The sequence below is a fragment of the Mesorhizobium abyssinicae genome (assembly GCF_049887195.1).
In the GTDB taxonomy this organism is placed as follows: Bacteria; Pseudomonadota; Alphaproteobacteria; order Rhizobiales; family Rhizobiaceae; genus Mesorhizobium; species Mesorhizobium abyssinicae.
This window is the reverse complement of the sequence record NZ_JARAKC010000001.1, coordinates 115,247-128,906: the sequence shown is the minus strand read 5'-3', so window position 1 is coordinate 128,906 and position 13,660 is coordinate 115,247. Positions and strand designations below refer to the sequence as shown.

The following is a 13,660-nucleotide window of genomic DNA, read 5'->3' as shown; positions in this document are numbered from 1 at the left end:
CAGCCACTGGATCTCGGCACTCAGTTCTTTTTGACGGTCGAGGTCACGGACTGGATCACCTCGGTGGCCATCTTGAACTGCGCCTGCCGGTCAGTGATGCCGTGGCGCTTGGCAATCCAGTCGAAGTCGCTGTAGGCAGCGTAAACTTGCCCGTCGGGCGTCTGGTAGACCAGCACGCGCACCGGCCAGTCCAGGCCGGCCTCGGGATTTGAGGTGATGAACGTCGTGCCGAGGGCCGGATTGCCGAACATGACGAGCCGCGAAGGCCTGACATCGTTGCCGGCATTGTTGCCAAGCCGTGCCTGGTCGATGACGCCGAAGAACTTGATGCCTTTCTTGAGCACGTCCTTCTTGATGCGGGCGACGGTCTCGGCGACGGAAAAGTCGCTCTTTACGGTGACGACGCCGTCCGATGCGGCTGCCGGGAGGGCAACGGCGATCAGCAGAGCGGCGCCTGCGAGCAGAGTTTTCAGTTGGTTGATCATGTCAGTCTCCTTGGTTGGATAACAGTTTTTCAGGTTGATGCTCAGGCCTTCGGTGTTTGCAGCACACGCGCGATCGCAATCGCGCTGGCGAGAACGGCGACAAGCACGGCCACGCAGGCGGTCCACCCAATGCGGTCGTAGACTTGTCCGATGACGAAGCTGCCGGCGAGGCCGCCGCCGTAGTAGGACGCGAGATAGATGCCGCTCGCGGCGGCGCGATCGCGCGACGCGATCCGGCTGACATGTCCAGTCGCTATCGCCTGCGCAAGGAAGGTGCCGATAGCAACCAGCGCCATTCCGGCGAGGACGACGGGAAGGCTCGGAGCGAGCAGCAGAAGCAAACCGGCGATCGCCAGCCCGAGCGTCAGTCCGACCCCCGCCCTCGGCCCGAGACGCGAGGCCACGCGCCCGGCGAGCGGAGTGGTCAACATTGAGGGCAGGAAGACGAAGTAGACCACGCCGAGGGCCATCGGGGTCAAAGACAGGGGCACTGCTACGAGCTGGAAGTTCACGTAGGTGAACGTGCCGATAAAGACGAAGAGGATCAGGAAGCCGATCGCGAAACAGGCGCGCAGCTCGACGTTTTGCAATGGTGCTTTCCAGTCCCCGCGGGCAGTCCCGCCAGTCCCGTCCCCACGCATCATGGCCGAGGTCTTCTGCAGCGTGAACCAGACAAGAGCGGCGCCGAACAGATTGAGGGCGGCGAAAGTCAGGAAGTTTGAAGAGATGCCGAATGTGTCGGCCACGGCAGCCGACATGAGCCGGCCGAAGAAGTTGCTGGCGACATTGCCGGTCACATAGGCCGCGAGCGCGCTGGTCGTCTGTCGGGCGGAAAAATGCTCTGCCAGGTAAGCCATCGTCAACGTAAAGGCGGTCGACATGCAGAGGCCTTGCGCTATGCGCAGCAAGGCAAAAACGACGATGCTGTCGGTCTGCGAAAGCAGCGTTGTCGGTATCGCCAGGATGACCAGGCTGATCCAGATGCCGTTGCGGCGATCAATGCCGCGTCCGAAGAGCGCGATGGCGATGCCCGCCACCGCCATGCCGAACGTGCTGGCGTTGACGGCGAAGCCCATGGTGGCGCGGCTGACGCCGAATTTCACCACCAGCGAAGGCAGGATGGCCTGGGTGGCAAACAGATCAACGAGCGTCAGGAACGCAATCAAGGCGATCAGGCCGAAGCGCCAGCCGTCTGCGGCCACTGAGCGAAGCCGCGTTGGTTCGGTATGTTCACTCGTCGTCATGACAGGCTCCGTTGCCCCGTCCCCGGGCGATCGCCAGAGGACGGGCTCTTGGTTTCTGATGTCGGGATAGCTTGGCCGCGACGAACGGCTCACATCATGTGGTCTTCGTGCATCGCGGGCGGCAGGACGTCGGCGGAATATAGGACGGCCGGAACCTTGCCATTGTTCTTCCACCAGTGGGCAAGCTGACCGAACTCGGCGGTCACGTCGCCGGCCGGATGTTCGATGCCGACCTTGCAGGTGCTGCGATATTCGGTGATCGAACCCTCGACGATCAGGATGTTGGCCGGGCGGACATTGTGCTCGTGCCAAGGCACGACGCCGCCGGGCTGAACGACGAGCTTGCGAAGGCGCAGCATGTTGCCTTTCCAGGCCTCGCCCTTGCTGCTCAGATCGATTGCGGAAAGGACCGTGTCGGTCACACCCACCGGCTTGCTGGGATGTTCCTGGATGTCGGTCGTCGCGGCCTGGCCGGCAGGACAGTCGCCGGCGAAAACCGGGGCCACCGAAAACGCGGCGGTGGCGGTGAGAAGTCCGAGTGTCAGCGCCAGCTTCAGCGGCACCTGCAATGCAATAGTCTTGGAAGCCATGTCGATTTCTCCTTTGTCGGTGCCCAATCGCGGAAGCGGGGCATGAGAGGAGAGTGACGGGAGCCTCGATGAAAGAGAAATGCTGACTGGCTCTTAATTCGATACCTGAAAACTATCGTTGGCTGTCCTGGATGCATGAAGAAGGCGCACGACAGGACTTGAGGCGCGCCACAACCATTTCTTCAGTTTTCTTCAGGCTGCGGTCTTACGGATTGCTTGAGCGAGGGCACTCTCAGGCCAGCCATGCGCCTTGACGCTGTTGACGAAGGCAGAGGCCGCCGGCGAGAACCTGCGCCCCGCCACGACCACCAGAGAGACTTCCCGCCAGACCTCGGGATCGATGACTGGCCGGATCTGCAAGCCTGGGATCACCGCGCTGAACTCCGGGATGAAGCAGATGCCAAGCCCCCCGGAAACCATGTTCTGGATCCAGTCCTCGCGCTCGCTCGCATAGGAGATCCTGAGTTTGACGCCACGGTCGTTGCACAGACCGGCGAGATGATCGCGATACTCGCAGTTCAGCCGCCTCAAATAATTTTCGCCGTCGAGTTCGGAGATGGCGACATTGTCGTTGCGGGCCAACCGATGCCCATTGGGGAAAGCGAGGACGAAACGCTCGCGGTAGAGCGGCGTAACATCGAACCTCTCCGGAAAACTGTTGCTGGACGCCATGATGGCGACATCGATCTCACCCGCCTCCAGCAGTTGCGACAGGGACGCGGGCACACCTTCGACAAGCTGCAGCTGAATGCCTTGCTGGCGCCTGTTGAAATCGGCCAGCAGGCCGGTGAAGCGGCGCGGCCCTATGGTGCACATGACGCCAACCTTGAGGTTGGCATTTTCCAGGCACAAAAATCTCGAGGCCTCCTGCCGCACTCCGGTCAGTTCGTCAAGGATCTGCTGAAACCGGGGGCGCAGCAGCGCGCCCAGATCGGTGAGGTGGGTCAGGTTTCGCTCGCGGCGAAACAGCAGGCCACCGACCTCTTCCTCGAGCTGCTGGATCGCACGTGACAGCGCAGGCTGGGTGACGTTGCACCTTTCGCCCGCGCGCGTGAAATTTCGGGTCTCGCAGACGGCCAGGAAGTAGCGGATGTGATGGATGTCCATAAGTATCGTCCCTCAGGCAGCACAGGTGCATTTCCAGCTCGAAGACTGCCGCAAGGAAGGGGATCACGCCAATGCGCGGGGGCTATAAAGTCGATAGCGTTTCGTCATGCGACGATGACGGGCCAAGGCCCGCCATCTGGTCGTGTAGCGTCAGCTGTGATGGCCCAGGGCAAAGAGTTGGGCGCAGAACTGCGCATGCGGCTTGCTCATGGCGGCGTCGTTGCATTCCTTCATCATTGCGTTCTGCGTCGATTTCGGCGTGGCCTTCCACGCCGTCTCGAAATCGGCGCTCGACTTCATCGTCTTCATGCCGGAATCGGTGAAGAAGGGCTGCATGTTGGAAGGCTCGTCGAGGGCGCCGGCGAAGGCAACGCCGCCAAGAACGGAAAGGGCAAAAGCGCCAAGGCAGACAGCTTTTAGATTCATTTTCAAGTCCTTTTCTGGTCGGGTAGTCGTCCTATCGACAACCGTTTGATTGATTGACAGCAATTGAGAATTTCTGGGTTTCTCGTTGCTGGCTTTGATTTTGCGACAATCAGCCGGCAAGCTGCCAATGCCATCTGCGTATCGAGGTTATGCCGGGCGTGCATCTCGTAGATGCCTACGATCGCACTGCTAGTCAGCTCCGCCCAGAGCGAGGACTTTGGCGCAGAACTGGGCGTGGGGCTTACTCATCGCCGGGTCGTTGCATGCCTTTGTCATCTTGACGCGATCATGCTTCGACAGAGCAAACCAGGCGTTCTTGAACCCAGCCATCGGTTTCATCGTCTTCATCGTGGCGTCCGTATAGAAGCTCGGAAATGCAGCGAAGTCACTGAACGGGTTGGCGGACGCAGGGTACGCACCAACGCCAATTGCAAACGCTGCCAGACAGGCAAGTTGTCTTCTCATCATTGATCTCCTTTCCAGGCGGCGGCTCTGGCAACAGCGCCAGGGCTGGTAACGCGCGTCGCCTCGTCTGATCGGGATGAAGAGTGCGGCGCGCGAAGACCGGCAGCCAATGCAATCTGCCTATGGACTTCATGCCACCTTGGCATTTCGGCTGATCAAGAAGATGCGGCAGTCTCACTCCAGTCGCCTTGTTGACGATCTTGGGATGGAGACGAAACCATGCTTGCCCAGTCCCCGATTAGACCGGACCAGGCCGCCATTTCAGCGGTGGATCTTGGCTTGGAGGAACGGACGATCGACATCGTGCTAGCAAACGATGCCCATGGCGCGTTCGTCTGGGGCGTGCTCGATCGCCTGCTGGACGAAACGAACTGCCGCGTCAACGGCGTCACAGCGTCGGGCTTCGCAGCGATGGAGGCAGCCGTCTTTGCCTACGGCCTGAGCGTTGGCGGCAGGCGCGGCGCGCGGACGGCACTGGCCAATTTCTGGCGGCGCATCAGCCACGCTTCGGTCTTTGCCGATGACAGAGCCAGCCTGCTTCGATCTATCCTGGAACAGTCAATTGATCTCAAGCAAATCCGTGATGAGGAATGCCCGGTGAAACTGGGCGTGTTAGCCGTCAACGCGCGCACGGATGCGGTAAAGATATTCACAGGCGACCAGTTGTCGATCGATGCGATCGTCGCGGCAGCCACGATCTCCTTCCTTTCGCCGCCTGTCGAGATCGACGGCGATGCCTATTGGGGTGAGGGCGACGTCTTCCAGTCGCCGCGCCTCGTATCAGCTGAAGGTCGCCATCGCCTGATTATCGCCGGCAAGCCTTCCGTCTTCACCACGCCGTGTCCGGATCGCAGCACCGCAGTGGGTCATTGCCTGACGAAATGCGCGCCGGTTCACACCATATTCGACAGTCGATACCGTGCCGGAGCTCCGCTGCTGTTACGGCCCTGGACCGACTGGGGCGAACTGACCGACATGCGCGACAGGGGGCGGCAGCGTGCAGCAGCCTGGCTTGCCGCTGATCCTCTGCGCGCTGATGAAAGCCCGGTCGCAGCCTGCGAGAGACGATACATCTAGGCGCCTCGCTCCCCGCCTAGCCGCGCCTGCATCGCATACTCCGAACGCAGGTGCCAAGCCCTCCGGTGCCCCCGCCGGAGGGCTTTTTCGCGCCGCCTTCCGGGACATAGGGAGTGCGTATCAAATCCATGCCGAGACAGCATTTCAGCTCGGCGTCACGATCGGACAGACTGATCTGCAGACGGGCCTCGAGGCCGGTCTTTCACTCGAAACGCCAACCAGGAGACAAGCCTGTGATCAACACCAAGACCCTCATCGGATCGGCCCTCGCGGCCGCTACTTCGCTTGCCGCGACAGCGGCCTACAGCGGCCCGGCCGCCAAGCCCGGCTTCGCCTTCGAGAAGTGCTACGGCGTCGTCAAGGCCGGCCAGAACGACTGCCAGACCGCGACGCATTCCTGCGCCGGCACCGCAACCGTCGACAACCAGCCGGATTCCTGGCTCTACGTGCCCGCAGGCAGCTGCGCCAAGATCACCGGCGGCAGCGACAAGCCGAAAGCCTGAGCAATCCAGACTTCGAGCCAACCCTTGAAAGGAGCAGACCGATGTCCCGTGCGTTTCAGTCCCTCGCGATCCCCGCATCGGCGGGCATCGGTCTTCGCTCGCCTCACATCACCGAGATGCTGACGAGGCGGCCCTCCGCCGGCTGGCTTGAGGTCCACGCCGAGAACTACATGGGGGAGGGCGCCGGCGTCGAGGCGCTGGAAAGACTGCGCGAGATCTATCCCGTTTCCGTTCATGGCGTCGGCCTGTCGCTCGGCAGCGCGCGAGGCTTGGACCGCGATCATTTGGAGCGACTGCGCAAGGTCTGCGAGCGCTTCCAGCCCGATCTCGTCTCCGAACATCTGGCCTGGAGCGTCGCCGACGGCGCCTACCTCAACGATCTGCTGCCACTTCGCTACGACGAAGACGCGCTGGCGATCGTGGCGCGCAACGTCGAGACCGTCCAGGACGCTCTGAAGCGGCGTGTGCTGATCGAGAACCTGTCGGCCTATGTCGCCTTTGCGGATTCGGCGATGAGCGAGGCCGAGTTCCTGTCCGAGCTCGTGGCGCGGACCGGCTGCGGCCTGCTGCTCGACGTCAACAACGTCCAGGTTTCGGCGCACAATCTGCAATATGACGCCAAAGCCTTCATCGATGCGCTGCCGGCGGCGGCGATCGAGGAGATTCATCTTGCCGGTCACGCAACCAATCAGGTCGGGACCGACACCGTGCTCATCGACGACCATGGCTCGCGCGTGCCGCCGGTCGTCTGGGCGCTCTACCAGCATGCCATAGACCGGTTCGGACCGCGCCCCACCCTGATCGAGTGGGACACCGACGTTCCCGTCCTCGACGTGCTGCTTGGCGAAGCGATGTGGGCCGACATGCTCACCGCGTCGATCATGTTCAGCCGCAAGCAAGTCGCGCGACGTGAGCAAACGACCGAAACACGAGCGCCGCCGATCCGCCTTTCTGTCGAGGCCGAAACGACGACCAGCATGCCCGTCCTTGCGGCGTTTGCAGCTGCCCGGTGCGCCAGGTCGTGCATGCCCGCGGCGCTTGTCTCAATCGAGGAGGAATACCATGTTGCCGCTTGAACACCTGCAGACCACCATCGCGCGGGCAGTGCTGGCCATGGAGCCAGTTGTCGCCGCGAATGTGCTGACCGCCGGCAAGGCCGATCCGTTGGCCCGCCTGCGTATCTACCAAAACAACACGCGCAGCTCGCTCACCGCGGCGCTGATGTCGGTGTTTCCTGTCACCGTCCGGCTGATAGACGAACGCTTTTTCCGCTACGTGGCGAGTGAGTTCATTCGACGGTATCCGCCGGCTGAATCGCGTCTTTCGCGCTATGGATCCGGATTCCCACGCTTCCTGAAGACGATCGACACGCTGTCCGACATGCCGATCGTCGCCGAAACGGCGCGGCTCGAATGGGCCATAGCGGAGGCGCTCGACACGGCTTCCCTGCCGCCCCGCAGCCTAGCAGAATACGACTGCACTGATCTTGGGTTCTCGCCGGATATCCTGCTCCAGCCCTCACTGCGACTGATCATCTCGCACTGGTCGATCCTGTCGGTATGGATGGCGCATCAACACGGGACGGCGGTCGACGAAAGCATCACCTGGACAAGGCGTCCCGAACGCGTGGCGCTGTGGCGATCGGGGAACTACGTGCGGCTTTTTCTGCTCGACCGCGCGAGCTTCGCCTTCTGGCATTCGCTGAAGCACAGTTTCGGTCTCGAGCATGCCACCGGCCGTGCCCTGGCGCTCGACCCGGCCTTCGACCTGGTTTCAGCCCTTGTGCGTCTGTTCCGCGACAGGCTCGTCACCGACGTGCGGATCGCTGCGAATTCCCCCTCAAACTGACGGAGACGGTCATGACCGCAATATCGGAGCAATCCTCGTCCAAACCGGCCGGCTTTGTCGGCCTCTACAAGCGTATCATCAAGCTGCCCGAGTACCTTCCGTTTTCACTGATCCAGCTCGCTGCTCGTGTGGCGGTGGCTCATGTTTTCTGGCAATCGGCGCAGAGCAAGCTCGCATCCTGGCCCGTGACGCTGCAGCTATTCGCCAGCGAATACAATCTGCCGCTCATCGATCCGTCGATCGCCGCGCCCTTGGCGACGACGGCCGAAATCACAGGCTCGGTGTTGATTTTCCTTGGACTGTTCTCGCGCCTTGCGGCTCTGATGCTGCTCGGCGTCGTCTCCGTTATCCAGATCTTCGTCTATCCGGAGAACTGGGCCGAGCACCTCCTGTGGGCATCGCTGCTGTTTCTCGTGCTGACACGCGGCGCCGGCGTCTTGTCTCTCGACTATGTCGCCGAGCGAACGCTTTCGGCATCTGCAAAATGAACAGTCCGACCGGGCGGGGAAAGTACGATGCGCATCTTCATCGTCCACGCGCACCCCGAGCCCAACAGCTTCAACGGTGCCCTGACCCGATCGGCCAGGGGGGCGTTGTCCGAGGCTGGACACGAGGTCGTTGTCTCCGATCTCTACGCCATGGGGTTCAACCCAGTGTCGGATCGCCGCAACTTCACGACCGTACGAGACGCGAACTACTACCACCAGCAGACTGAGGAGGCGAATGCGGCCGCCCACGACGGATTTGCTCCAGACATCCAGGCGGAGATGGACAAGCTCTTCTGGTGTGACGCCTTGATCCTTCAGTTTCCGCTCTGGTGGTTCGGGCTGCCGGCGATTCTCAAGGGCTGGGTCGACCGGGTGTTCGCGTCTGGGGGCCGCATTTATGGCGGCGGCAAGTGGTATGATCGCGGCGTCTTCTCAGGAAAGCGCGCGATGTGTTCCGTCACGATCGGCGGGCCGCCGCCGATCTATTCCGACCGAGGATTGAACGGCCCAATCGGTGCAATTCTATTTCCGATCAATCACGGTATGCTCTACTTTGTCGGCTTCACGGTGATCGAGCCTTTCCTGGTGCACGCACCTGCGCGCATCAGCGACACCGAACGCCGGATTTTCCTCGGCCGTTACCGTGAACGGCTGCTTGGTCTGGCGCATGCGCCAACCATCGCTTACCCAAAACTCGTAGACTTCGACCACAGCCATGTTTTGAAATCGGCGTAGTCCAGTCCACCAGGATAGGACGTCGACGCCAGCCGGGGTTTCTGAGTAGCTTGTTGGCCCCATGCGGCAGCGGACTCGAAGTCCCCCTCTCGCTGAGAATTCCCATCAGCGGTCACGTTACTGTGAAGCTGTAACGGCCAGTCGCTACGGATCGAACAACTGACTGTCACGGCGAGAACCTTCCCCCGCATCGGGAACTGGCCTGTCGCCAAGGCCGCGCCACGAGACGCCGTTCAACACGCCTATCGAGGCACGTCCCGAAGGTTCTTTGCGTGAAAGCGATTGAATGGAGGAAGACATGACCGCTTACAACGTCGTCCGGTTCCGCACCAAGCCCGGCAGGGAGCAGGCATTCATCGATGCGCACATGAAAGCAAAGCTCGACGTCAAGGGTTTCCGCAAAGGTGCGCTCATCAGGACTGGCGACCGAACCTTCTGCATCGTCGGCGAATGGAACGACATGGATAGTCTCGCCGCGGCGCGGCCGCAGATGATTGGGCTTCTGGATACGATGCGCGACATGCTTGAGGATCTTGGCGGCGACCTCGGCGTGACCGATCCGGTCTCGGGAACGGTCGTTGCCGAGATCGCGACCTAAGTGGCCCAGTTGCAGGCGTGAACCGCTCGACCCCTACGTAAAGGGCCAGCCTCAAAATCAGAGAGCTGCGCACGAATAGCTGGAGTGCGGCTTGCCATCGTCGTATTATCTGATCCCTCGATCTTCGGGAGGACTGGCCATGAATGCAGTACCTCAATGGCGGCTCGCAGGCGACTGGTTCGACATTTGCAGCTGCGATATCCCTTGCCCCTGCGAGTTCGCACAGCGGCCCACCGGCAATCATTGCCAAGGTGTGCTCGCCTGGCATGTGCGCGAGGGTCAGTATGGCGACGTCAAGCTCGACGGCCTGACACTGGTGGCGCTCGGCGAGTTTGAAGGCAATCTCTGGGCTGGCGAGGCAAGTGCCGTGATGGGCATGTATCTCGACGAAAGGGCGAACGAGCCGCAACGCGAAGCCCTGCAGATGATCTTCGGTGGCCAGGCCGGCGGCTGGCCGGCGGGCTTTGCCGCCAATGTCGGCGAGATGCGTGGCATGGAGTTCGTGCCGATCACTTTCGAGGTGGCGGGCGACCTGGCCACCTGGCGCGTCGATATTCCTGGCCTCGTCGTCGGTCACGCGGAAGCGCTTTCCGGACCCACCACCCCACCCGGCAAGCGGGTGCAGACGATCAACTCGCCTGGTTCGGAGGTCGGCCCGGGCCAGGTTGCCACCTGGGGGCGCTCTGTCGAGGTGAGCACCAAAGGCTTCGGGCTCGACTGGACCGGAACGGCCCGCTCCAGCAAGCACATTCCATTCGACTGGACCGGCCCGAACTAGGGCACGGCGATGGCTGACGCGTTCCCCAGGACATCGCGGCGGCTAACCCGGAATCTGCGCGGCATCCCGTTCGGTCTGCTCGCATCGCTGGTCGGGCTGACGGCAGCGGCGTGGGCGCTCACCCTCTACCAAACCTTCAGCATGGATATGCCCATGGGCATTGCCGTGCGCGGCGGTATGGAGGGTATGGCAGGCATGGCCGGTATGGCGATGGCCGGAATTGCCGCCGACGGCTGGTCGGTTGCCGGCGCTGCCGCTTTTCTCGCTGTGTGGACCGTGATGATGGCTGCAATGATGGTGCCAGCTGCGGCGCCCATGATCTTTATGTTCGCGGCGGCGCAGGCGAGGCGCGAACAAGGCGTGGCCGTCCCGACGTGGACCTTTGTCGCGGGCTATCTGCTCATCTGGGCGGCCGCGGGCCTTGTCGTATATGTCCTGGTCCAGCTCGGCAGCGACCTTGCAACAAGCCTCGATCCACCGCAGCGTTCGAAATGGGCTCCGCTCGCGCTTGGCGCCACGCTTGGCGTCGCCGGGCTCTACCAATTCACAACCTTCAAGCACGTTTGCCTCAGCCACTGCCGTTCGCCGCTTGCTTTCGTTGCGCAGCACTGGCGCGACGGACGTGTTGGCGCGCTCAAGATGGGGCTGCGCCACGGCCTATATTGCTTTGGCTGCTGCTGGGCGCTGTTTGCCGTGTTGGTCGCGACCGGCGTCATGAGCCTCGCCTGGATGCTGCTTTTGACGCTGGTTGTCTTCGTCGAGAAGCTGCTGCCCCGTGGCCGGCGTTTCGAAGGTAGCGTGGGCGTTGCGCTGGTGGCCCTCGGGATCGTCGTATCGCTCGGGGCGATCGATATGCCTTGGATGGGTGGCTAGCCGCCTTCGCTTCCATTCCCGGGTGGCTGCCGGGACGTTCTGCGTGGCTCCGTTCGGGGCATGACCGATATCTCGAAGCTGGCAGTCAATTTCGTGCGTCGTCCTTAGCTTCGCCAGACCTGCGCAATGGCAAGCGGACTTCCAAGCAACAAGGAACGGCCCTCTTGTTCCCACTGGTGCGCCAGCCGTCTGGCGTCGACCTAAGGGTACCGGATTGTCCTCGCGCGGACGGCAAACTGCACAGCGCATCAGAAAAACGAAATTGTCCGCCGAAGCTCCAGTCGTAATTGTCCCATCAGGCGGACGGCCGGTGCCTTGGGAGGATTCCGGAGCAACTGGTCGCCTGAGGAAGGCGCCAACCCTAGGCTGCCTGGGAGGAGGAAAATGCGTGGTTCGGGCAGATCGGACGACAGGCGCCTTGGCTTCAAGGTGTCCCAGGAAGTCGTCGTCGTTGCGATATCGCTGGCGCTGTTCGTCGTCTTCTCGGCGACGCTCAACAATTTCGTGAGCCAGGGCAACATCATCGCCATCCTCAAGAACGTGTCGATCCTCGGCACGCTGGCGGTCGGCATGGGCTCCGTCGTTGTCGGCCGCGGCATCGACCTCACCATGGTCGCGGTGATGGTCGTCGGCGTCGCCTTCAGCATCTGGATTTCCTCTTGGGGCATCGATTTCACACTGGCCGTGATCTGTGGCGCCGTGCTGGTCGCGGCTATCGGCCTGTTCACCGGCGTCATGGTGGCGATCGCGGAAGTGCCGCCGATCTTCGCCACTTTGGCCATTGCCTCTTCGGTCTATGGCTCGGGGCGCATCGTCTTTGCCTCGGACGTGCTTTATGCCCCGCCGGACATCGCCTGGCTGAAATTCGTCGGCAATGGCAGCGTGCTCGGGATACCGATGTCGGTCGTCATCTTCGGCGCCGTGGCGGCTTTGATGGGTCTCTTCCTGCGCAAGACGCGCTTTGGCCGGCTGGTCTATGCGACGGGCGACAATCCGAACGCGGCCCGCACCACCGGCCTACCGACGCGCCCGATCATCGTGACGCAATATGTCATCAGCGCGCTCATCGCGTTCACCGCCGGCATCATCATGACGGGTCTCGTCACTGGCATCGACACCCGCCTCTACAATTCAAGCCTGATCTACGACGTGCTCCTGGTGGTCGTGCTCGGCGGCATCGGTCTGTCAGGCGGGCAGGGCGGCGTGCGCAATGTGATAGCCGGCACCATCCTGGTCGGCATCCTGACCAATGGCATGACGATCCTCAACTTCAGCTACACCAGCCAGAACCTGATCAAGAGCGTGATCCTGCTCAGCGCGCTCGCCATCGACGCCATCATCAATCCGCGTGACGAGCAGACCTCGCAGAGCGGCGACATCTGAAACAAGAACCGAACCATCAAATCAGGGAGGAACCCATGAAAATAATCAGGAAATGCCTGTTCGCGGGCCTGGCCGCGCTTGCGATGCTTGGCGCCGCTAAGGTCGCGAGCGCGCAGGAAACCGATCAGGTCGGCCGAGCCGCCTATATCGACGGCGTCAAGGGCAAAAAGGTCATCTTCGTGCCGATCTCGCAGGGCATGGACCTCAACCAGGCCTGGGTGATGGTATGGCAGCGCCACGCCGCCCGCTATGGTTTCACCCTCGAGGTGCGCGACCCCAACGGTGACACCAATGCCGGCATCCGCGCCATGCAGGGCGCCATCGCCGAGAAGCCGGACCTGATCATCGTGCAGAACCCGGACGTGCAGACTTATGCGCGCCTGTTGAAGCAGGCGCAGGCCGCCGGCATCAAGGTGCTGCAGGTCAACATGCAGTCGGCGACCCAGACCGACTCCTATGTCGGCAATGACTGGATCGAGATGGGCCGCCTGGAGATGGGCGAGCTGGCCAAGCATTGCACCGGGCCGAACGCCGTCTCGCACAAGGTGGTCTGGCTTGCCGGCGTCCAGACGGGCGCGGCCAACATCTATATGCGCACCGGCATCGACGAGGTGCTGAAGGCCAATCCCGAGCTGCAGCTCGTCTCCGACCAGCCGGCCGACTACATCAGCGAAAAGGCCCGCCAAATCACCGAGACGGTGCTGCAGCAGCATCCCGATCTCTGCGGCATCATGGGCATCTGGGACAATGCCGAAGTCGGCGCCGGCGCGGCGGTCGTGGCTGCCGGCAAGCAGGACCAGGTCACGATCGTCACCAATGGCGCTGGCGCCGCCACCGGCTGCGAGAGCATCAAGAACGGGCTGCTCGACGTGATCTTCAACTTCAACGCGCCGATCCAGGGCGAAATCGCGGCGCAGCAGATTTCCGAGCTGTTGCAGCATCCCGAACGCCAGGCGGGCAGCGAGAAGACCATCTTCTTCGGCCCGATCACCCGCGTTGACAAGACCGATGCGACCGGCCGGAACTGCTGGAAGCCTGAAGACATCAAGTAACGGACTTT

The 13,660-nt window shown here is 62.2% G+C and carries 17 protein-coding genes; 11 read left to right on the top strand and 6 right to left on the bottom strand.

What is annotated here, in order from left to right; translation table 11 throughout:
* Positions 1-20: 20 nt before the first annotated feature.
* The 6 genes from PU724_RS00535 to PU724_RS00510 form a co-directional block, all read right to left on the bottom strand.
* Complete coding sequence (locus PU724_RS00535) at positions 21-485, bottom strand: DUF302 domain-containing protein (RefSeq protein ID WP_354419114.1); 465 nt, start codon at positions 483-485, stop codon at positions 21-23.
* Positions 486-526: 41 nt separating this feature from the next.
* On the bottom strand, positions 527-1,729 hold the full coding sequence (locus PU724_RS00530) for an MFS transporter (protein ID WP_354420144.1): 1,203 nt from the start codon (positions 1,727-1,729) through the stop codon (positions 527-529).
* An 89-nt stretch (positions 1,730-1,818) separates the two neighbouring features.
* Entirely contained in the window at positions 1,819-2,319 is a 501-nt protein-coding gene (locus PU724_RS00525) for a cupin domain-containing protein (protein ID WP_127283467.1), read from the bottom strand.
* A gap of 192 nt (positions 2,320-2,511) precedes the next feature.
* A complete protein-coding gene (locus PU724_RS00520) occupies positions 2,512-3,426 on the bottom strand; it encodes a LysR family transcriptional regulator (RefSeq protein WP_127392672.1) in 915 nt (304 codons plus the stop codon).
* A gap of 150 nt (positions 3,427-3,576) precedes the next feature.
* Positions 3,577-3,852, bottom strand: coding sequence for a hypothetical protein (locus PU724_RS00515; RefSeq protein WP_354419113.1), 276 nt, complete (start codon positions 3,850-3,852; stop codon positions 3,577-3,579).
* 189 nt (positions 3,853-4,041) lie between these two features.
* Complete coding sequence (locus PU724_RS00510) at positions 4,042-4,317, bottom strand: hypothetical protein (RefSeq protein WP_127283465.1); 276 nt, start codon at positions 4,315-4,317, stop codon at positions 4,042-4,044.
* A 219-nt stretch (positions 4,318-4,536) separates the two neighbouring features.
* On the opposite strand from PU724_RS00510, the gene PU724_RS00505 reads away from it, so the two are divergent.
* From PU724_RS00505 to PU724_RS00455, 11 genes are all read left to right on the top strand, one after another.
* Positions 4,537-5,394 (top strand): patatin-like phospholipase family protein, encoded by an 858-nt coding sequence (locus PU724_RS00505; protein WP_354419111.1) that lies wholly within the window; start codon positions 4,537-4,539, stop codon positions 5,392-5,394.
* Positions 5,395-5,627: 233 nt separating this feature from the next.
* On the top strand, positions 5,628-5,897 hold the full coding sequence (locus PU724_RS00500; RefSeq protein WP_292099801.1) for a BufA1 family periplasmic bufferin-type metallophore: 270 nt from the start codon (positions 5,628-5,630) through the stop codon (positions 5,895-5,897).
* 41 nt (positions 5,898-5,938) lie between these two features.
* Positions 5,939-6,973, top strand: coding sequence for an MNIO family bufferin maturase (gene bufB / locus PU724_RS00495; RefSeq protein ID WP_128272266.1), 1,035 nt, complete (start codon positions 5,939-5,941; stop codon positions 6,971-6,973).
* Complete coding sequence (locus PU724_RS00490; protein ID WP_127309267.1) at positions 6,960-7,745, top strand: HvfC/BufC N-terminal domain-containing protein; 786 nt, start codon at positions 6,960-6,962, stop codon at positions 7,743-7,745. The genes bufB and PU724_RS00490 overlap by 14 nt, the downstream gene beginning before the upstream one ends.
* A gap of 11 nt (positions 7,746-7,756) precedes the next feature.
* Complete coding sequence (locus tag PU724_RS00485; RefSeq protein ID WP_127309257.1) at positions 7,757-8,233, top strand: DoxX family protein; 477 nt, start codon at positions 7,757-7,759, stop codon at positions 8,231-8,233.
* Between the two features lie 27 nt (positions 8,234-8,260).
* A complete protein-coding gene (locus tag PU724_RS00480) occupies positions 8,261-8,968 on the top strand; it encodes an NAD(P)H-dependent oxidoreductase (protein ID WP_354419107.1) in 708 nt (235 codons plus the stop codon).
* Positions 8,969-9,266: 298 nt separating this feature from the next.
* Positions 9,267-9,566: a putative quinol monooxygenase gene (locus PU724_RS00475; RefSeq protein ID WP_127283290.1), complete on the top strand. Its 300-nt coding sequence runs from the start codon at positions 9,267-9,269 to the stop codon at positions 9,564-9,566.
* A 139-nt stretch (positions 9,567-9,705) separates the two neighbouring features.
* Positions 9,706-10,344 (top strand): DUF1326 domain-containing protein, encoded by a 639-nt coding sequence (locus PU724_RS00470; RefSeq protein ID WP_354419105.1) that lies wholly within the window; start codon positions 9,706-9,708, stop codon positions 10,342-10,344.
* Positions 10,345-10,353: 9 nt separating this feature from the next.
* Positions 10,354-11,217: a DUF2182 domain-containing protein gene (locus PU724_RS00465; RefSeq protein ID WP_354419103.1), complete on the top strand. Its 864-nt coding sequence runs from the start codon at positions 10,354-10,356 to the stop codon at positions 11,215-11,217.
* Between the two features lie 384 nt (positions 11,218-11,601).
* Entirely contained in the window at positions 11,602-12,600 is a 999-nt protein-coding gene (locus tag PU724_RS00460) for an ABC transporter permease (protein ID WP_354419102.1), read from the top strand.
* Positions 12,601-12,635: 35 nt separating this feature from the next.
* Positions 12,636-13,652, top strand: a complete 1,017-nt coding sequence (locus PU724_RS00455) for a sugar ABC transporter substrate-binding protein (protein ID WP_127283294.1) — start codon at positions 12,636-12,638, stop codon at positions 13,650-13,652.
* Positions 13,653-13,660: the final 8 nt, after the last annotated feature.